Genomic DNA, 17,917 nt, shown 5'->3' on the forward strand with positions numbered 1-17,917 from the left:
CGATGGATAAAGAACTGTTACTGGCCCAGCCCCGCGGTTTCTGCGCGGGCGTCGACCGGGCGATCGAAATCGTCGAACGTGCCTTGCAGCAATTTGGCGCACCAATCTACGTGCGCCATGAAATCGTCCACAACGCCTATGTGGTGGCCGACTTGCGCAACAAGGGTGCGATCTTCATCGACGACCTCGATGACGTGCCTGCTGGCAATACGCTCGTGTTTTCCGCGCATGGCGTGTCGAAAGCCGTGCGCGCCGAGGCGGAATCGCGCGGCCTGAGCATTTTTGACGCGACTTGCCCCTTGGTCACCAAGGTGCACATGGAAGTGGGCAAGATGCGCCGCGAAGGCCGCGAGATCATCATGATCGGCCACGACGGCCATCCCGAGGTGGAAGGCACGATGGGGCAGGCTGATATGGGCATGCATCTGGTGGAAACGCTCGACGATGTGGCGGCATTGCAGGTTGCCAATCCGGACAGCCTGGCCTATGTTTCGCAAACAACGTTGTCAGTTGACGACACCAGCGACATTATTGCGGCCTTGAAAGCGAAATATCCGAACATCGCCGAGCCGAAAAAAGGCGACATTTGCTACGCCACCACGAACCGTCAGGAAGCCGTGAAATTCATGGCGCCGCAAGTGGAAGTGGTGATCGTCGTGGGCAGCCCGAACAGCTCGAATTCGAACCGCTTGCGCGAAGTGGCCGAGAAGATGGGCACGCCAGCCTACATGGTCGACAATGCCTCGCAGATCGATCCTGCCTGGCTGGAAGGCAAGCTGCGCGTGGGTGTGACGGCTGGCGCCTCGGCGCCCGAGGTGCTGGTGCAAGCCGTCATCGACCGCTTGAAAGAGTGTGGCGTGAAGAGCGTGCGCCCGCTCGACGGGGTGCAGGAAGCTGTCACGTTCCCGATGCCGAAAGGCCTCGATGGCATCAAGCGCGACGTGGCCTGAGCCTGCAGGACGATTGAGTATCGATGAGGAGTTACCTCAAAACCGAATTTAATTCGGAAATGATCGATTTATTCCAAGCTTAGTTTTTGCAAAAGATCGTTATGATTGTTCCAAGCTTGAATATGTTGTCGTTATGACTAAGCAAGGTCACGCCCGTTTTGAGTGCGTGCACCATGCTGGTGAGAACGGTCCAGGGATGGCACTGCAGGAATTCTTCCTCCGGTGCCGTTTTTGTATCAGCGACATATTCTGGTGGAAGTTGTTCCCGAAAAATGCATATTTGATAGGGCAATCATGGATACATTCATCCAGCAGATCATCAACGGCTTGGTGTTGGGCAGCATGTATGCCTTAGTCGCCCTCGGTTACACAATGGTGTACGGCGTGTTGAACCTGATCAACTTCGCCCACGGCGATGTGCTCATGATCGGCGCCATGGTGGGCTTGACCATCCTCAAGCTGCTGGGCATCTATGTGCCGGACTGGCCCGGCTACCTGAAACTGGCCACCGCCATTCTCGGCGCCATTCCCATCTGTATTCTGGTCAACATCATCATCGAGCGGGTCGCCTACCGCCGCCTGCGCAACGCCCCCCGCCTCGCCCCCCTGATTACCGCCATCGGCGTCTCCATCCTCTTGCAAACCTTCGCCATGATGATCTGGACGCGCAATCCCTTGCCCTTCCCGCAATTGCTGTCGACCGACCCCATCAACATAGGCGGCGCCGTGATTTCGCAAACGCAAGTATTGCTGCTGGCCCTGGCCGCCTTGTCGATGGGCGGATTGGTGTTGCTGGTGGAAAAAACGAGAATGGGCCGCGCCATGCGCGCCACGGCGGAAAACCCCCGCGTGGCGGGACTCATGGGCGTCGATTCCGACAAGGTCATCGTCGCCACCTTTGCCATCGGCGCCGCGCTGGCGGCTGTGGCTGGCGTGATGTGGGGCGCCAACTATGCCTCGATTCAATTTTCCATGGGCGCCATCCCCGGCCTGAAGGCCTTCTGTGCGGCCGTGCTGGGCGGCATCGGCAATATCTATGGCGCCATGCTGGGCGGTATCTTGCTGGGTATTATCGAGAGCCTGGGCGCCGGCTATATCGGCGACATCACGGGCGGCTTCCTGGGCAGCCACTACCAGGATATCTTTGCCTTCGTCGTGCTGATCATCGTGCTGACCTTGCGCCCGTCCGGCATCATGGGCGAACGAGTGGCCGACCGTGCCTGATGTGAAACTGGGAGATTAAATCATGGCACTACTCGATTTTGACGCTAAGAAAAATCCGGCCAAAGCCTACGCCGGCATGCTGGGCCTGGCCGCGCTGCTGATGGTGTTCCCGTTTTTTGCCGCGCAGTTCGGCAACTCGTGGGTACGCATCATCGACATGGCCTTGCTGTACATCATGCTGGCCCTGGGTTTGAACATCGTCGTCGGCTTTGCCGGCCTGCTCGACCTCGGCTACATCGCGTTCTACGCCGTGGGCGCTTACCTGACGGCCTTGCTGGCTTCGCCGCAGTTCGCCATCCTGCTCGAATCGGTGGTGAATCAATATCCAGTGCTGGGCGAGACCCTGGTGCAGCTGATGGGACCGGAAATCCGCGAAAACGGCATCCACCTGTCGATCTGGCTCATCGTGCCGCTGGCCGCTGCCGTGGCGGGCCTGTTCGGCGCCTTGCTGGGCGCGCCGACCTTGAAGCTGCGCGGCGACTATCTGGCCATCGTGACCCTGGGCTTTGGCGAGATCATCCGCATCTTCATGAACAATTTGAACGACCCGATCAATTTCACGAACGGGCCGCAAGGCATCAATCTGATCGACCCCATCCGTATCTTCGGCGTCAACCTGGCGGGCGAGGCGGGCACCAACAGCACTGTCGTGGTCGGCGGCTTTTCCATGCCGTCCGTCAATGCCTATTACTTTTTATTCCTCTTCCTGTGCATCGCCATCGTGTTCGTCACCAAGCGCCTCCAGCATTCGCGCCTGGGCCGCGCCTGGGTGGCCATCCGCGAAGACGAAATCGCCGCCAAAGCCATGGGCATCAATACGCGCAACGTCAAACTGCTGGCCTTTTCCATGGGCGCCTCGTTCGGCGGCGTGGCCGGCGCCATGTTTGCCTCGTTCCAGGGCTTTGTCTCGCCGGAATCGTTCTCGCTGACGGAATCGATCGCCGTGCTGGCCATGGTGGTGCTGGGCGGCATCGGCCATATTCCCGGCGTGATCCTCGGCGGCGTGATCCTTGCTTCGATACCCGAAGTGCTGCGCCACGTGGTGGAGCCGGCCCAGCAGGCGCTGTTCGGCCACGTGGTAATCGAGGCGGAAGTGCTGCGCCAGTTGCTGTACGGCCTGGCCATGGTGTTGATCATGCTCAACCGTCCTGCCGGCCTGTGGCCATCGCCGAAGCACGAAGACCGGCCCGACCACGACGTGGACCAGCCGAACAAATCCACCGGCGTCGTGTCCGCTTAAGGGAGGGATAGCATGAGCGAACAGATCATTCTCAATATCGCCGGCGTGAACAAACGTTTCGGCGGCTTGCAGGCGCTGACCGATGTGGGCATCACCATCCGGCAAGGGCAGATTTACGGCTTGATCGGCCCGAACGGCGCCGGCAAGACCACGTTTTTCAATGTGATCACCGGCCTGTACCAGCCCGACACGGGCACCTTCGAGCTGGCCGGCAAGCCGTATTCGCCGTCGGCGCCGCACAAGGTGGCGAAGGCGGGTATCGCCCGCACCTTCCAGAACATCCGCCTGTTTGGCGACATGACGGCGCTGGAAAACGTCATGGTGGGGCGCCATGTGCGCTCGCACCAGGGGGTGTTCGGCGCCATCTTCCGCCACAAGGCGGCGCGCGAAGAAGAGGCGTCCATCCGCAAGCGGGCCATGGAACTGCTCGATTTCGTCGGCATCGCCCAGTTCGCCAGCCGCACGGCGCGCTTCTTGTCGTATGGCGACCAGCGGCGCCTGGAAATCGCCCGCGCGCTGGCCACCGACCCCACCCTGCTGGCGCTCGACGAGCCGGCGGCGGGCATGAATGCGACGGAAAAGCTGGCCCTGCGCGAGTTGCTGGTGAAAATCAAGGCCGAAGGCAAGACCGTGCTGTTGATCGAGCACGACGTGAAACTGATGATGGGACTGTGCGACCGCATCACGGTGCTCGAATATGGCAAGCGCATCGCCGAAGGCTTGCCGGCCGAAATACAACAAAACCCTGCCGTCATCGAGGCTTACCTGGGGGGATCGCACGCATGAGTAATATATTGAAAGTGGCGGGCTTGCACGTGGCTTACGGCGGCATCAAGGCGGTCAAGGGTATCGACCTGGAAGTCAACGAAGGCGAGCTGATCGCCCTGATCGGCGCGAACGGCGCGGGCAAGACGACGACCTTGAAAGCCATCACGGGCACCTTGCCGGCCTGCAAGGTCGAGGGCACGATCAGTTACCTGGGCGAATCGCTCAAGGGCACGAAGTCGTTTCACCTGGTGGAAAAGAAACTGGCCATGGTGCCGGAAGGGCGGGGCGTGTTTACCCGCATGTCGATCCGCGAAAACCTCATGATGGGCGCCTACACGCGCACGGACAAGGCCGGTGTCGAGGATGACATTGCCAAGTGGTTCGACGTCTTTCCCCGTCTGAAGGAAAGGGCGGCGCAGATGGCCGGCACCCTGTCCGGCGGCGAGCAGCAGATGCTGGCCATGGCGCGCGCGCTGATGAGCCATCCGAAGCTGCTGCTGCTCGACGAGCCGTCGATGGGCTTGTCGCCCATCATGGTCGAGAAAATCTTCGAGGTGATCCGCAAGGTGTCGTCCGAAGGCATCACGATCTTGCTGGTCGAACAGAATGCCCGCCTGGCCCTGCAAGCGGCGCACCGCGGCTATGTGATGGATTCCGGCCTGGTCACCATGGGCGGCAACGCGGCCGCCATGCTCGACGACCCGCGCGTGAAGGCGGCGTATCTGGGGGAGTAAGCGCGTTCAGGAAGTGCTCAGGCATAAAAAATGCCCCAGCTGGGCTGGGGCATAATGGCATCCGTCGGAGAAGTGCGGATGGATGCCTGGAGGAGCCGATAACAGCGGACCGCCGTAGCGGTCGCGCAATAATTACTTGGCAGCCGTGCGTGGCACGACTTTTTCAGCCGCTTGCGTGAACTGGTTCACGGCCGATGTCAGGTTCGCTTCGATGGCTTCGACGGCTTGCTTGCTGGTTTTCGAGAACTGCTCGTAGCCTGCATTGGCGTTGCCGATGGCGCTTTTCAGGATGGCGACGGCGTTTTCCGAACCGGCTGGTGCGTTCTTGGTGACTTCTTCCACCAGCGACAGGACTTTGCGGTTGGTTTCAGCGATTTGCGATTCAGCTGCTTTGCTGAACTCGGCTTGGGTGCCCGACGTGATGGCAGCCAGGTGACGACCGTAAGCGATGGCTTTTTCGGCGCTAGGCTGGGCTTGAGCAGCGCTCAGCGAGAAGAATTCTTGTGGATCTTTTGCCGACAGCAATTGCTTGGCGGCGGCGGTCGATTCTTCCAGCGTTGCCTTGGCAGCGGTCAGGTTCAGTTCGACGATCTTTTCGATGCCTTCGAAGGCTTTGCTCGTCAGCGACGAGAACAGGGCGAATTGGGCTTCCAGGTTGGTTTTGGTAGCGGACGAAAATTGCTCAGGAATTGAAAACATATAAATCTCCAAAAAATCGAAATCTGGTTAATTTGATGCTGCGTGTACCGTTTGGGAAAGCAGGTGAATCTAAATTTTCAAGCTGAACAAGAATTGTGCAACGCAACAAACCCTATTCTACGGCGAAAAAAAATGAAGTCAAGCGATTCTTGTGCGATGCAACAATTGAATAGATTTGCATCAAAAACCATTGTTTCTAAAGAGAAATATTTGATTTCTGGGTGTTAATGGTTTAGCCCTAAACTGTTATTTCCCCGCCTTTCAGGACGGGTGCGGCGCAGCATGCTAGACTTTGCCTCCCGCACTGGCGCAGCGCCCCGGTGCCGACCCCGTTTCCCGAGTTGATACCATGTCCAATCTTCCCGCCGCGGCTGGCGCCAGCGGCAAAGCCCCCAAAGCCGCTTTCTTGACGACCCTGGCGCCGATGGTCTTGCCCGGCTTCTTTGTGTTGTTATGGAGCACAGGTTTTATCGTCGCCAAGTTCGGCTTGCCCTACGCGCCGCCGCTGACCTTTTTGTTGCTGCGCTTCCTGGGCGTGCTGGTGATCCTGCTGCCGCTGGTGCTGGTCCTGCGCGCGCCGTGGCCCGTGGGGCAGTTCCGCCAGATCGCCGTGGCCGGCATCCTGATGCAGGCCGGCTACCTGGCCGGCGTCTGGTGCGCCATCAAGCTGGGCATGCCGGCGGGCTTGAGTGCCCTCATCGTCGGCATGCAGCCCGTGCTGACGGCCTGCGCCGCGCCCCTGATCGGCGAATCCGTGCGCCCGCGTCAGTGGCTGGGCTTGCTTTTTGGCTTGCTGGGCGTGGCCCTCGTCGTGTACGCCAAGATCAATCTCGTGGGCCTGACCGTGGAAAGCGTGCTGCTGTGCGTGTTTGCCTTGCTGTCGATGACGGCCGGCACCATGTATCAAAAACGCCACTGTCCGCAATTCGACTTGCGCACCGGCACGGTGGTGCAGTTTGCCGCCTCCATCGTGGTCGTGTTGCCATTCGCCCTGTATTACGAGGGACTGGACCTGCATTTCAGCAACGTGCAATGGACGGCGAATTTTATCGGTGCCTTGCTGTGGTCGGTACTCGTGCTGTCCATCGGCGCCATTTTCCTGTTGTTCGCCCTGATCCGCCGCAGCGACGCCACGAAAGTGACGGGCTTGCTGTACCTGACACCGCCTACGACGGCGGTGATGGCCTGGCTGATGTTTGGTGAAGCATTTAATATGCTGGGCATCGCCGGCATGCTGGTGGCCGTGGTCGGCGTGGTGTTTGTTGTCAAGAAATAGCGGGAGAGCAGGGCAGTGAACAAGCAAGCATCTGAAACACCGTCGGCGCAGCAAGCCATCGATAGCGTCATCCTGTCGCGCCGTTCGATCCGTGCTTTTTTGCCCACGCCGGTGGCGCAGGACGAGATCGCGCGCATCCTGGAAGTGGCGGCGCGCGCGCCCTCGGGCGCCAACATGCAGCCGTGGAAAGTGTATGTACTGTCGGGCGAAGCGCGCCTGCGCCTGTCGCGCCGCATCCTCGACGCCTATGCCGCACCGAAGGCGCCCGACGCCCCCGCCCGCACGGCGTCCTACACCTATTACCCGCGCCAGTGGACGGCGCCGTTCATCGAACGCCGCCGCAAGATCGGCCTGGACCTGTATCAGTTGCTGGGCCTGGAGCGGGGCGACACGGCCGGCATGGCGGCCCAGCATGGACGCAATTTCCAGTTTTTCGATGCGCCCGTGGGCCTGATCTTTACCATCGAACGGGTGCTGGAACAGGGTTCCTGGCTCGACTACGGCATGTTCTTGCAAAACATCATGCTGGCGGCGCGCGCGCGGGGACTCGATACCTGCCCGCAAGCGGCCTTCATCCATTACCATGACATCATCCGCGAGGAACTGGGCGTGCCGGCCAGCGAAATGGTGGTGTGCGGCATGGCCCTCGGCTATGCCGACCCGGACAAGATCGAGAACCGCCTGAACACGGAACGCGAGCCGCTGGCCGGCTTTGTTAAATTCATGGATAAATAGACACGCTAGCGTTTTGCACAAGCAATCAGTTGATTAAGGATGAGTTTGTTTGCTGATCGCCAACGATTTGTATTTCGTTGCTGCAATAAATACTGTCCCAACTGTTAAATAGGCTTGCGATTACTCTGCATTTCGCTACACTGCAATAAGGCAACAGCTTCACGGGGAATTATCGAATGGCTAAGTTTAAACTTGCGCTGGGTGTCCTGGCTTCCCTGCTGTTTGCGTTGGCGCCGGCTGCGGCCGTGCACGCCAAAGAAGCGAACGGCAAATCCTCAGCCTCCAAGAAACACAACACCAAGAAAGTCAAAGTCGTGCTGCGCAAGGGCACGACGGCCGCGCCGCGCGAAAAGAGCGTGCGCCGGGTCGTCATGGTGCGCGGCAAACGCAAGGTCATCTATCAAAAAGTCAGCAGCGTGGCCGTGCCCATGGCCGCACCGATGCCCACCATGGGCGATCTGGCGGGCCTGAACCTCACGCGCGATCCGCTCGACTTGAAATCGAGCGTGGCGCTGGTGCTGGACCAGGCCAATTCGGAAGTGCTGTTTGAAAAGAATTCGAATGTCGCCCTGCCCATCGCCTCCATCACCAAGATGATGACGGGCCTGGTCGTGGTCGAAGCACGTCAGGACATGGATGAATTGCTGACGATTACGGACGAGGACGTCGACCGTGCCAAGTTCAGCAGCTCACGCCTGAAAGTGGGTTCGCAATTGACGCGCGCGAATATGCTGCATATCGCCCTGATGAGTTCGGAAAACCGCGCCGCCTCGGCGCTGGGCCGCAATTATCCGGGCGGCTTGCCCGCGTTTGTCGACGCCATGAACAGCAAGGCGCGCCAGCTGGGCATGATGGATACGCATTACGTCGATTCCAGCGGCTTGTCGAAAATGAACGTGGCCAGCGCGCGCGACCTGGGCAAGCTGGCCATGGCCGCCTTCCGCCATCCGCTGCTGCGCCAATACTCGACGGACCCGAAAGCCATCGTCGAAGCCAGCGGCCAGCCCATGCAGTTCGGCAATACGAATCATCTGGTGGCGAATCCCGGCTGGGAAATCGGCTTGCAAAAGACGGGCTTTATTAATGAGGCGGGACGTTGCCTGATGATGCAGGCCGTCATCGAAGGACGGGCCGTGATCATGGTCTTCCTCGACTCAAAAGGGAAACAGTCGCGCACGGCCGACGCGGGGCGCATGCGCAAGTGGCTGGAAGCATTGAAACCTGCCAACATGAGCCTGCCCGGCGGTTAAAAATGTCCATGGCTGCGTTGCACTAACTCGCCGTACTAGTCGTACTGTCTTCGTTAGTGCGCCTTGCCCTGAACATTTTTATACGGCAGTGCTTTAGTCTTGGGGAATGAATCCCAGGGTGACGGAAATCTGGTTCGCCGTTTCCACCAGATCCCCCAGCCACTCATCCTGCAGGCGGTCGGCTGGCGCCGAGATCGACAGGCCGGCGATCAGCTTGCCCGAGTCGTCGCGGATGCCTGCGGCCATGCAGCGCACGCCCAGTTCCAACTCTTCATTGTCGCGCGCATAGCCGCGCTCGCGCACAAGGCTCAGTTCGCGTTCGAGTTTTTGCAGATCCGTGATGGAATTCTTGTTGTGCCCGGCCAGGCCCGTGCGCGTGGCGTACGCGCGGATGGCTTTTGGCTCATCGACGGAGAGGAATAATTTACCGGTCGAAGTCAGGTGCAGCGGACCACGGCCACCGATGGCGCGCACCACCTGCATGCCCGAGCGCTCGGAAAAGGCGCGGTCGATGTAGACGATCTCGTCGCCCTGGCGCACGGACAGGTTGATCGTTTGCTGGGTTTTCTTGTGCAGCTGGCGCATGAAGTCCAGCGCCGCCTCGCGCACGCTGAGGCGGCTTTTCACGACATTGCCCAGTTCCAGCAGGCGCATGCCCAGCCGGTACGTGCCAGGTTCGATGCGGTCGACAAAGCGCGTCAGCACCATGTCGTTGAGGATGCGGTGCGCCGTCGAGGGGTGCAGGCCGGAAACTTTCGACAATTCCTTCAGGCTGACCGGGTCGGAATATTTGGCCAGGGCATCGAGCAGGGCGACCATGCGTTCGATCACCTGGATCGTCGTCTTCGGGGCAGCGACCGGTTCAATTTTCATGATGGATTTGGTGCGATGCAGTATTCATACATCTTTATACCATGATGTGAAAAAATAGTGAAATGTTCCGAGATATTCAGCGAATAAATTGTCACAATTCTCATGTTGGACGTCATAATTGGCGGCTGGATGGACTTTAAACCATGGAAAACTATGCAACCTGTCAATGAATTCAAGAGCAAGAGCGGCTTGAAACGGATTTTCTCCGCCTTTTTCTACTCGCTCGACGGCTTGAAGGCGGCTTGGCGCCATGAACATGCGTTCCGCCAGGAACTGGGCTTGTTCGTCGTCGGCACGGTAATCGCCTTGCTGCTGCGCATATCCGCCTTTGAAAAACTGGTGCTGATCGGCGTGCTGCTGCTGGTCTTGATCGTCGAATTGATCAATTCCGCGCTGGAAGCCGTGGTCGACCGCATCTCGCTTGAACTTCATCCGTTGTCGAAAAACGCCAAGGACTTCGGCAGCGCCGCCGTGTTGCTGACCTGCATCCTGGCCTTTGCCACCTGGACCGTTGTATTGTTCAACCGTTTTTATTGAACACCTGTCAAAACCTACTGCGCGTCGCGATTTGCGGCCTGCGATGCTCACTGTGCGTTCGCACAGCTGCGCTTCTCGGCCACAACTCACTGCCGCTCGCTACGGTTTTGTCAGGCGTCTTAACTGCTAAATCCCCGTTGCGCGTCGTCCATATGCGAAAATCGCATATCAAACGGCGAAACGCTTCGTTCTCTTTGCGGCCGTTGCACCGTAATCTGGTGGCTCTGAAAGTTCAACCATACGGGGATCTTAGATGCTGTCGAAAAAAATCATCATTGCCGCCGCCATCAGCGCGTTTGCCATTCTGCAGACGGCGCAGGCTGCCGATATCACCCTGCTCAACGTGTCGTATGACCCGACGCGCGAGCTGTACCAGGATGTGAACACGGCATTTGCCAAGGAGTGGAAAGGCAAGACGGGCGACAACGTCAAGATCAAGCAATCGCATGGCGGTTCCGGCAAGCAGGCGCGCGCCGTCATCGACGGCCTGGAAGCGGACGTGGTGACCTTGGCCCTGGCCTACGACATCGATGCGCTGGCCGAGCACAAGCTGCTGGCCACCGACTGGCAAAAACGCCTGACGCACAACAGCTCGCCTTACACCTCGACCATCGTGTTCCTGGTGCGCAAGGGCAACCCGAAAGGCATCAAGGATTGGAACGACCTGGTCAAGCCGGGCGTGTCCGTCATCACGCCGAACCCGAAAACTTCGGGTGGTGCCCGCTGGAACCATCTGGCCGCGTGGGGTTACGCGCTGCGCCAGCCGGGCGGCAACGAAGCGAAGGCCAGGGATTTCCTCGGCAAACTGTATAAAAACGTGCCCGTGCTCGATTCCGGCGCGCGCGGCGCCACCACCACCTTCGTCGAACGGGGTATCGGCGACGTGCTGATCGCCTGGGAAAACGAGGCCTATCTCGCCGTCAAGGAACTGGGCCCGACCAAGTTCGACATCATCACGCCGTCCGTCAGCATCCTGGCCGAGCCGCCCGTGGCCGTCGTCGACAAGTTTGCCGACAAGCACGGCACGCGCAAGGTGGCCGAGGCTTACCTGAACTACCTGTACACGGACGAAGCGCAAGACATCATCGCCAAGAATTACTACCGTCCCGCAACGGACAAGGCGGCGAAGAAATACGCGTCGCAGTTCGCCAAGGTCAACCTGTTCACCATCGAGCAAGTGGCCGGTGGCTGGACGGCGGCCCAGAAGGCGCACTTTGCCGACGGCGGCATCTTCGACCAGATCTATCAGCCGAAGTAATCTTCACCGGCAGGCGGCAACGCTTGCCGGAATCGATCACGCAAGGACACATCATGGCGCTGCGCAGCTTTTCCGATTACCGGGTACTGATCGTGCCGGGCTTGCATAACAGCGGTCCCGAGCACTGGCAGAGCCGCTGGCAGCGCCTGTATCCGCAATTCGAGCGGGTCGAGCAGGATGACTGGAACGCACCCGAGCTGGCCACTTGGTCGGCGCGCCTGGACCAGGTGCGGCGGCAAGATGCGCGCCCGACCCTGATCGTCGCCCACAGCTTCGGCTGCCTGGCGACGGCGCACAGCCTGGCGCGCGACCCGCAGGGCGTGGCCGGCGTGCTGCTGGTGGGACCGGCCGACCCGGACAAGTTTGGCGTGGCGCAAGCCTTGCCGCAAAAGCGCCTGCCTTGCCCCGGCATCTTGATCGCCAGCCAGACGGACCCGTGGATGACGGCCGAACACGCGGCGCAGTGGGCGCGGCGCTGGAATTGCAAGTACATCGATGGCGGAGAGCTCGGCCACATCAACGCCGAATCGCGCCTTGGCGACTGGGTCTACGGTCAGGCGCAACTGCAAACGCTGTTTGATCTGGCGCAAAGCGACAAACGCCACCGTCAGGCAGCCTGATACGACGAACATCCCGCTACACAACTTCACAAGGAGATCACGATGACCTTACGCCTGGGCGATGTCGCCCCTGATTTTGAACAAGACAGCTCGATCGGTACGCTCAAGTTCCATGAGTGGGCCGGCAATTCCTGGGTGGTGCTGTTTTCCCACCCGGCCGACTTTACCCCCGTGTGCACGACGGAACTGGGCCTGACGGCCAAGCTCAAGCCGGAATTCGACAAGCGCAACGTGAAGGCCATCGCCCTGTCCGTGGACGCGGCCGAGTCGCACAAGAGCTGGATCAAGGATATCGAAGAGACGCAAAACACGGTGGTGGGCTTCCCCATCATCGCCGACGTCGACAAAAAGGTATCGGTGCTGTACGACATGATCCACCCGGAACAGTCCGTCACGGCCACCGTGCGCTCCGTCTTCATCATCGACCCGAACAAGAAAGTACGGCTGATCCTCACGTATCCGCTCAGTACGGGCCGCAACTTCAATGAAATCCTGCGCGTCATCGATGCCCTGCAGCTGACGGATGGCTACACGGTGGCCACGCCCGGTAACTGGCAAGACGGCGACGACGTCATCATTCCATTGACCGTGCAAGATCCGGATGTGATCAAGCAAAAATATCCGAAGGGCTTTACGGCTGCCAAGCCATACTTGCGCTTGACGCTGCAGCCGAACAGGTAAGAACGGGGTCAGTCGCTTCGCGATTGAAATGCGTTCTACTAGGACGCATTTCCCCGCCGGGTCTGACCCCAGCCGTCAAGGTGTTGGGTTAAGTGTGTGCCCACCCCAACCCCACCTCAAAAGCCGGGGTCGGACCCGCAGGGTCCGACCCCTTTTTTTCGTCCGTCGATTCTGCAAGCAAGTATGCAAAATCCATCTAAGCAAATGAGAAATGGTTAGTTCTTTTTATAACGAATGCATGTGAATATTGCACCTTATAACTCAAAAATGTAATAAGAAGGGGTTTCTATGTCTGCAGCATCAGCATCAGCAGCACCGATCAAGGCGCGCGGAGCGCCGTTTCGGGTCATGCCGGGTTTTAAGCTGTCATTGGGCTTCACGCTCTTTTACCTGGCCCTGATCGTTCTCATTCCGCTGTCGTCGGTGTTCCTGAAAACCTTCACCATGACGTGGGATGCCTTCTTCAGCGCCGTCACGTCCGATCGCGTGATGGCGTCATACCGGCTGACATTTGGCGCTTCGCTGATCGCCGCCCTGCTGAACGTGGTGTTTGGCGGCATCCTGGCCTGGGTGCTGGTGCGCTATAAATTCCCCGGCAAGCGCATCATCGATGCGCTGGTCGACTTGCCGTTCGCCTTGCCGACGGCCGTGGCCGGCATCACCCTGACGGCCCTGTATTCGTCGAACGGCTGGTTCGGCCAGTTCATCGAAGGCGTACTGGGCATCAAGGTGGCGTTCACGCCGCTGGGCGTGGTGGTGGCGCTGACCTTCATCGGCTTGCCGTTTGTCGTGCGCACCGTGCAACCGGTGCTGGAAGACGCGGAAAAGGAACTGGAAGAAGCGGCCGCCAGCCTGGGCGCCAATTCCCTGCAAACGTTTATCCGCGTCATCTTTCCCACGATTCTGCCCTCCTTGCTGACGGGCTTTGCGCTGGCCTTCGCCCGCGCCACGGGCGAGTACGGTTCCGTGATCTTTATCGCCGGCAACATGCCGATGGTGTCGGAAATCACGCCGCTGTTCATTATTACCAAGCTGGAGCAATACGATTACGCGGGCGCCACGGCCATTGCCGTGGTGATGCTGGTGGTGTCCTTCCTGCTGTTGTTGACGATTAACCTGTTGCAAGCATGGACGCGCGGAAAGGCGAAGAAATCATGAGTACGAATATCACCGCCGTGGCGACTGTGGAAGATACGCCGCCAAAAGCGCGCCGTTTCGAACCGAATGTCGGCCCCGTCGTGCTGGAGCCATTGTGGGTGCGCACGGTATTGATCACCATCGCCCTGCTGTTCCTGACGGCGTTCCTGATCGTGCCCCTGGTGGCCGTGTTTGCCGAAGCGTTCAAGAAGGGCTGGGAAGCGTACATCGCCGCCATCATCGATCCGGACGCGATTTCGGCCATCAAGCTGACCCTGATCACGGCCGCCATCGCCGTGCCGCTGAACCTGGTGTTCGGCGTGGCGGCGTCCTGGTGCATCGCCAAGTTCGAGTTTCGCGGCAAGAGCATCCTGCTGACCCTGATCGACTTGCCGTTTTCCGTCTCGCCCGTGATTTCCGGCCTGATCTATGTGCTGATGTTCGGCGCCCAGGGCTGGTTCGGTCCGTGGCTGCAGGAACACGACATCAAGATATTGTTCGCCGTGCCCGGCATCGTGCTGGCGACCATCTTCATTACCTTCCCCTTCGTCGCGCGCGAATTGATCCCGCTGATGCAGTCGCAGGGCAGTGAAGAGGAAGAGGCTGCCCTCGTGCTGGGCGCCTCGGGCTGGAACACGTTCCGCCGGGTGACTTTGCCCAACATCAAGTGGGGCTTGCTGTATGGCGTGATCCTGTGTAACGCCCGCGCCATGGGCGAGTTCGGCGCCGTGTCCGTCGTCTCCGGCCATATCCGCGGCGAAACGAACACCATGCCGCTGCAGGTGGAGATTCTGTACAACGAGTACAACTTCGCCGCCGCGTTTGCCGTCGCCTCGCTGCTGGCCTTGCTGGCCCTGGTGACCCTGGCCTTGAAAGCCTTTATTGAGTGGCGTTTGAACGAGAGCGACGCCGACGATTCCGCCTTACGTTCCACGGAGCACTGATATGACCATCGTAGTTAAAAACATCCACAAGCGCTTCGGCGATTTCGTCGCCCTCGACAATATCTCGCTGGACTTTCCCGCCGGCGAATTGACGGCCCTGCTGGGCCCGTCGGGTTGCGGCAAGACGACCTTGTTGCGCATCATTGCCGGCCTGGAACATCCGGACAGCGGCCAGGTGCTGCTCGATGCGGAAGATGCGTCGAACCGCCACGTGCGCGAGCGCCAGGTCGGTTTCGTGTTCCAGCATTACGCGCTGTTCAAGCACATGACCGTGTTTGAAAACGTGGCCTTTGGCTTGCGCGTGAAATCGCGCAGCGAGCGCCCGTCGGAAGACCAGATCCGCCGTAAAGTGAAAGATTTGCTGGAGCTGGTGCAGCTGGACTGGCTGGCCGACCGCTATCCGCCGCAGCTGTCGGGCGGACAACGCCAGCGTATCGCCCTGGCGCGCGCGCTGGCTGTGGAGCCGCGCGTGCTGCTGCTGGACGAACCGTTCGGCGCGCTCGATGCCAAGGTGCGCAAGGAATTGCGCCGCTGGCTGCGCCGCCTGCATGACGACTTGCACGTCACCAGCATTTTCGTCACGCATGACCAGGAAGAGGCGCTGGAAGTGGCCGACCAGGTCGTATTGATGAACAAGGGCACTGTCGAGCAACTCGGTTCCCCGGAGCAAGTCTACAACCACCCGGCGTCGCCTTTCGTGTATGGCTTCCTGGGCAACGTCAACCTGTTCCATGGCCGCGTGCATGACGGTGTGATGGCGACCGGCGACGCCAGCTTCGAAGTGCCCGACTATGCGGGCGTGAGCGACAGCAAGGGCACGGCCTATGTGCGTCCGCACGACCTGGAAATCGACCGCTACACGCAGGGCGCCGAAGGCATCGTCGTGAAACTGAGCCGCGCGCATGCCATCGGCCCGCTGGCCCAGCTGGACTTGCAGCGCATCGATAACAGCGAACTGATCGAAGCGGTGATGTCGAACGAGCGGTTTACGCATCTGCAACTGAAGGAGGGCGAGACGTTAGTTGTTCGCCCGAAACGCCTCCATGTGTTCGTTGAACCAACAAGAACCTAAAGGCTGAAAATATATGAACTTTCAACAACTGCGTTCGATCCGCGAAGCGGCCCGCCGCGGCTATAACCTGACGGAAGTGGCCAACGCCCTGTTCACGTCGCAGCCGGGCGTGAGCCGGCAAATCCGCGAACTCGAGGACGAGCTGGGCGTGGTCATCTTCGAGCGCAACGGCAAGCGCTTGACGGGCTTGACGGAGCCGGGCAAGGGCATTTTGAAAATCGTCGACCGCCTCTTGATCGAGGCGGAAAACCTGCAGCAGGCCAGCCTGGAATACAGCGGCCAGACCAGTGGTACCTTGTCCGTGGCGGCCACGCACACGCAGGCGCGCTATGCGCTGCCGAAAGTGGTGCAGGGCTTCCGCGCCGCCTATCCCGACGTGCGTATTGCGCTACAACAAAGCGCGCCCGAGCACATCGCGGAATGGGTACTGTCAGGCAAGACCGATATCGGCATCGCCACGGAAGGCCTGAGCCAGTTCCCCGACCTGGTGTCGTTCCCGTGCTACCGCTGGAGCCATCTGATCGTCGTGCCGGACGGCCATCCGTTGCTCGAACATTCGCCCATCCGCCTGGAAGACCTGGCGAAATACCCGTTGATTACCTATGACAAGGGTTTCACGGGCCGCGGCCATATCGACGACGCGTTCGCCAAGGCGGGCGTGGCCACCGATATTATTTTGACGGCCATGGATTCCGACGTCATCAAACAATATGTGGCGCTGGGCCTGGGCGTGGGCATCGTGGCCTCGATGGCCTTCGACCATGGCCGCGACAAGGGACTAAGGGCGGTAGAAGCGTCGCATCTGTTCGCCACCAACACGACGCGCCTGGCCGTGCGCCGCGGCGCCTACCTGCGTGCCTACGCCTACGAATTCATCCTGCAACTGGCGCCGGACCTGACGCGCGCCGACATCGACCGCGCCATGGCGGGCGAGGAAGCGCTCTAGGCGATGGCCGCCCTTTGCGCGCGCGTCAGGCTGGCCACGGCGCGCGCGTAGCTATCCTGCACCAGTTCCGCCAGGTAATCGGCCGGGAAGCGCGCCACGTCGACGATGCTGACCCAGTGAAAGCGGCCCATGTAGCGGGCCGGTTTCACGCCCGGCATGTCCGTCAGCTCGATAAAGCGCTCCGCGCTGACCCTCAGGCTGAAGCGCCATTGTTCCGGCATGCTGGTCTTGAAATACGCAAATTTTTTCCCCGCCACTGCATACACGAGGATGTTCGACGGCGCACCGTACAGCACGGCTTGCGCGCCGGGCAGGACCGCGCAAAAGTCTTTCAGTTCATCGCTTGTCATTCGTCAACCGCCTTGAATTGTTGCGTGCTGTGGTCGAAAGCATAGGCTGACCCGGCAGGCGCGTCCAGCAGGCGGATGAAGCGGTCGTCCACGCTGAGCACGGCGCCGAGCGAGACGAGCGCCACGTTGGCGCTGTCGTTGATGTAGTCGTCGCTCTCGTCGTTGGCCGTGAAGCGCCAGCCGCTGTCGTCGTCGTTGTCCGGCTCCTCGCGGTACAGATAGCCGACGGGCGCGCCGTCTTCCAGCACGCGTTTCGTCACGAAGCACAGGCCCGCATAGCGGTTGACGAGGTTATCGTCATCGTCGTGCTGCGTATTGATGATGTGGCGCGCTTCGAAGGCGACGGGGTCCTTGGCCTGCAAGTCGGCGATGTAGCCGGGCATGTTGTCGAGTTTGCCTGTGAAATGGCCATGCGGTTCGATCGTCTCCACCAGCACCCACATGCGTTCGGCGCCCGGCGCCTGCGGATCGTCGCTGTGGAAGGCGAAGATCAGCTTGACCACCTCGCCGGGGCGCACCTGGGCAATGGCCTCGGGCGGCGATTTATAGAAAGTGTAGGGATGGCGCGCCGCCAGATCGGCGGCGTCGGTCAGATGCCAGCTGGGCATGGTATTCCGTCGTCA

Annotated in this window: 20 protein-coding genes; 16 read left to right on the forward strand and 4 right to left on the reverse strand. The window is 60.1% G+C overall.

Annotated elements, in window-relative coordinates:
- The first annotated feature begins 2 nt into the window (after positions 1-2).
- The 5 genes from ispH (at position 3) to KY494_RS23595 (ending at position 4,916) form a co-directional block, all read left to right on the forward strand.
- Positions 3-950, forward strand: coding sequence for a 4-hydroxy-3-methylbut-2-enyl diphosphate reductase (gene ispH / locus KY494_RS23575; protein ID WP_086140002.1), 948 nt, complete (start codon positions 3-5; stop codon positions 948-950).
- A 294-nt stretch (positions 951-1,244) separates the two neighbouring features.
- Positions 1,245-2,174 carry a branched-chain amino acid ABC transporter permease gene (locus KY494_RS23580; protein WP_034747477.1) on the forward strand — a complete coding sequence of 310 codons (930 nt, stop codon included), beginning with the start codon at positions 1,245-1,247 and terminating at the stop codon, positions 2,172-2,174.
- 22 nt (positions 2,175-2,196) lie between these two features.
- Positions 2,197-3,414 carry an ABC transporter ATP-binding protein gene (locus KY494_RS23585; protein ID WP_219888430.1) on the forward strand — a complete coding sequence of 406 codons (1,218 nt, stop codon included), beginning with the start codon at positions 2,197-2,199 and terminating at the stop codon, positions 3,412-3,414.
- 12 nt (positions 3,415-3,426) lie between these two features.
- Positions 3,427-4,200, forward strand: a complete 774-nt coding sequence (locus tag KY494_RS23590; RefSeq protein ID WP_034785170.1) for an ABC transporter ATP-binding protein — start codon at positions 3,427-3,429, stop codon at positions 4,198-4,200.
- Positions 4,197-4,916 carry an ABC transporter ATP-binding protein gene (locus KY494_RS23595; protein WP_100874210.1) on the forward strand — a complete coding sequence of 240 codons (720 nt, stop codon included), beginning with the start codon at positions 4,197-4,199 and terminating at the stop codon, positions 4,914-4,916. Before KY494_RS23590 ends, KY494_RS23595 begins: the two co-directional genes overlap by 4 nt.
- Positions 4,917-5,048: 132 nt before the next feature.
- On the opposite strand, the gene KY494_RS23600 is transcribed toward KY494_RS23595, so the two are convergent.
- Complete coding sequence (locus KY494_RS23600) at positions 5,049-5,615, reverse strand: phasin family protein (protein ID WP_141170480.1); 567 nt, start codon at positions 5,613-5,615, stop codon at positions 5,049-5,051.
- 349 nt (positions 5,616-5,964) lie between these two features.
- Here KY494_RS23600 and KY494_RS23605 point away from each other — a divergent pair, with 349 nt between their 5' ends.
- The 3 genes from KY494_RS23605 (at position 5,965) to pbpG (ending at position 8,876) form a co-directional block, all read left to right on the forward strand.
- Positions 5,965-6,891, forward strand: a complete 927-nt coding sequence (locus KY494_RS23605) for a DMT family transporter (RefSeq protein ID WP_219888431.1) — start codon at positions 5,965-5,967, stop codon at positions 6,889-6,891.
- Between the two features lie 15 nt (positions 6,892-6,906).
- Positions 6,907-7,626 (forward strand): nitroreductase, encoded by a 720-nt coding sequence (locus tag KY494_RS23610; RefSeq protein ID WP_219888432.1) that lies wholly within the window; start codon positions 6,907-6,909, stop codon positions 7,624-7,626.
- 176 nt (positions 7,627-7,802) lie between these two features.
- Positions 7,803-8,876 carry a D-alanyl-D-alanine endopeptidase gene (gene pbpG, locus KY494_RS23615; RefSeq protein ID WP_219135938.1) on the forward strand — a complete coding sequence of 358 codons (1,074 nt, stop codon included), beginning with the start codon at positions 7,803-7,805 and terminating at the stop codon, positions 8,874-8,876.
- Between the two features lie 93 nt (positions 8,877-8,969).
- On the opposite strand, the gene KY494_RS23620 is transcribed toward pbpG, so the two are convergent.
- The gene (locus KY494_RS23620) at positions 8,970-9,749 is read right to left on the reverse strand and encodes an IclR family transcriptional regulator (RefSeq protein WP_096237566.1); all 780 of its coding nucleotides are present in this window, start codon (positions 9,747-9,749) and stop codon (positions 8,970-8,972) included.
- Between the two features lie 153 nt (positions 9,750-9,902).
- Here KY494_RS23620 and KY494_RS23625 point away from each other — a divergent pair, with 153 nt between their 5' ends.
- From KY494_RS23625 to KY494_RS23660, 8 genes are all read left to right on the forward strand, one after another.
- Positions 9,903-10,286, forward strand: a complete 384-nt coding sequence (locus KY494_RS23625) for a diacylglycerol kinase (protein WP_258194391.1) — start codon at positions 9,903-9,905, stop codon at positions 10,284-10,286.
- A 253-nt stretch (positions 10,287-10,539) separates the two neighbouring features.
- Positions 10,540-11,544 carry a sulfate ABC transporter substrate-binding protein gene (locus KY494_RS23630; protein WP_219888433.1) on the forward strand — a complete coding sequence of 335 codons (1,005 nt, stop codon included), beginning with the start codon at positions 10,540-10,542 and terminating at the stop codon, positions 11,542-11,544.
- 53 nt (positions 11,545-11,597) lie between these two features.
- On the forward strand, positions 11,598-12,164 hold the full coding sequence (locus tag KY494_RS23635) for an alpha/beta hydrolase (RefSeq protein WP_219135940.1): 567 nt from the start codon (positions 11,598-11,600) through the stop codon (positions 12,162-12,164).
- A 42-nt stretch (positions 12,165-12,206) separates the two neighbouring features.
- Entirely contained in the window at positions 12,207-12,845 is a 639-nt protein-coding gene (locus KY494_RS23640) for a peroxiredoxin (protein WP_219888434.1), read from the forward strand.
- Positions 12,846-13,193: 348 nt separating this feature from the next.
- Positions 13,194-14,003, forward strand: coding sequence for a sulfate ABC transporter permease subunit CysT (gene cysT / locus KY494_RS23645; protein ID WP_099408869.1), 810 nt, complete (start codon positions 13,194-13,196; stop codon positions 14,001-14,003).
- A complete protein-coding gene (gene cysW, locus KY494_RS23650; protein WP_219888435.1) occupies positions 14,000-14,926 on the forward strand; it encodes a sulfate ABC transporter permease subunit CysW in 927 nt (308 codons plus the stop codon). The genes cysT and cysW overlap by 4 nt, the downstream gene beginning before the upstream one ends.
- A gap of 1 nt (position 14,927) precedes the next feature.
- Positions 14,928-15,998 carry a sulfate/molybdate ABC transporter ATP-binding protein gene (locus KY494_RS23655; RefSeq protein ID WP_219888436.1) on the forward strand — a complete coding sequence of 357 codons (1,071 nt, stop codon included), beginning with the start codon at positions 14,928-14,930 and terminating at the stop codon, positions 15,996-15,998.
- Positions 15,999-16,011: 13 nt separating this feature from the next.
- Positions 16,012-16,944 carry a CysB family HTH-type transcriptional regulator gene (locus KY494_RS23660; RefSeq protein ID WP_219135943.1) on the forward strand — a complete coding sequence of 311 codons (933 nt, stop codon included), beginning with the start codon at positions 16,012-16,014 and terminating at the stop codon, positions 16,942-16,944.
- Here the strand turns inward: KY494_RS23660 and KY494_RS23665 are convergent.
- On the reverse strand, positions 16,941-17,294 hold the full coding sequence (locus KY494_RS23665) for an MmcQ/YjbR family DNA-binding protein (RefSeq protein ID WP_219888437.1): 354 nt from the start codon (positions 17,292-17,294) through the stop codon (positions 16,941-16,943). The genes KY494_RS23660 and KY494_RS23665 overlap by 4 nt on opposite strands.
- Positions 17,291-17,902: a DUF2185 domain-containing protein gene (locus KY494_RS23670; RefSeq protein WP_219888438.1), complete on the reverse strand. Its 612-nt coding sequence runs from the start codon at positions 17,900-17,902 to the stop codon at positions 17,291-17,293. Before KY494_RS23670 ends, KY494_RS23665 begins: the two co-directional genes overlap by 4 nt.
- Between the last annotated feature and the right edge of the window lie 15 nt (positions 17,903-17,917).

Origin of the sequence: Janthinobacterium sp. PAMC25594, from assembly GCF_019443505.1 — a bacterium.
Classification (GTDB): Bacteria; Pseudomonadota; Gammaproteobacteria; order Burkholderiales; family Burkholderiaceae_D; genus Janthinobacterium.

What these genes read in the sequence shown, in the direction of transcription:
- ispH (WP_086140002.1), top strand. Translation starts at nt 3, where the DNA reads ATGGATAAAGAACTGTTACTGGCCCAGCCCCGCGGTTTCTGCGCGGGC.
- KY494_RS23580 (WP_034747477.1), top strand. Translation starts at nt 1,245, where the DNA reads ATGGATACATTCATCCAGCAGATCATCAACGGCTTGGTGTTGGGCAGC.
- KY494_RS23585 (WP_219888430.1), top strand. Translation starts at nt 2,197, where the DNA reads ATGGCACTACTCGATTTTGACGCTAAGAAAAATCCGGCCAAAGCCTAC.
- KY494_RS23590 (WP_034785170.1), top strand. Translation starts at nt 3,427, where the DNA reads ATGAGCGAACAGATCATTCTCAATATCGCCGGCGTGAACAAACGTTTC.
- KY494_RS23595 (WP_100874210.1), top strand. Translation starts at nt 4,197, where the DNA reads ATGAGTAATATATTGAAAGTGGCGGGCTTGCACGTGGCTTACGGCGGC.
- KY494_RS23600 (WP_141170480.1), bottom strand. Translation starts at nt 5,615, where the DNA reads ATGTTTTCAATTCCTGAGCAATTTTCGTCCGCTACCAAAACCAACCTG.
- KY494_RS23605 (WP_219888431.1), top strand. Translation starts at nt 5,965, where the DNA reads ATGTCCAATCTTCCCGCCGCGGCTGGCGCCAGCGGCAAAGCCCCCAAA.
- pbpG (WP_219135938.1), top strand. Translation starts at nt 7,803, where the DNA reads ATGGCTAAGTTTAAACTTGCGCTGGGTGTCCTGGCTTCCCTGCTGTTT.
- KY494_RS23620 (WP_096237566.1), bottom strand. Translation starts at nt 9,749, where the DNA reads ATGAAAATTGAACCGGTCGCTGCCCCGAAGACGACGATCCAGGTGATC.
- KY494_RS23625 (WP_258194391.1), top strand. Translation starts at nt 9,903, where the DNA reads ATGCAACCTGTCAATGAATTCAAGAGCAAGAGCGGCTTGAAACGGATT.
- KY494_RS23630 (WP_219888433.1), top strand. Translation starts at nt 10,540, where the DNA reads ATGCTGTCGAAAAAAATCATCATTGCCGCCGCCATCAGCGCGTTTGCC.
- KY494_RS23635 (WP_219135940.1), top strand. Translation starts at nt 11,598, where the DNA reads ATGGCGCTGCGCAGCTTTTCCGATTACCGGGTACTGATCGTGCCGGGC.
- KY494_RS23640 (WP_219888434.1), top strand. Translation starts at nt 12,207, where the DNA reads ATGACCTTACGCCTGGGCGATGTCGCCCCTGATTTTGAACAAGACAGC.
- cysT (WP_099408869.1), top strand. Translation starts at nt 13,194, where the DNA reads ATGCCGGGTTTTAAGCTGTCATTGGGCTTCACGCTCTTTTACCTGGCC.
- cysW (WP_219888435.1), top strand. Translation starts at nt 14,000, where the DNA reads ATGAGTACGAATATCACCGCCGTGGCGACTGTGGAAGATACGCCGCCA.
- KY494_RS23655 (WP_219888436.1), top strand. Translation starts at nt 14,928, where the DNA reads ATGACCATCGTAGTTAAAAACATCCACAAGCGCTTCGGCGATTTCGTC.
- KY494_RS23660 (WP_219135943.1), top strand. Translation starts at nt 16,012, where the DNA reads ATGAACTTTCAACAACTGCGTTCGATCCGCGAAGCGGCCCGCCGCGGC.
- KY494_RS23665 (WP_219888437.1), bottom strand. Translation starts at nt 17,294, where the DNA reads ATGACAAGCGATGAACTGAAAGACTTTTGCGCGGTCCTGCCCGGCGCG.
- KY494_RS23670 (WP_219888438.1), bottom strand. Translation starts at nt 17,902, where the DNA reads ATGCCCAGCTGGCATCTGACCGACGCCGCCGATCTGGCGGCGCGCCAT.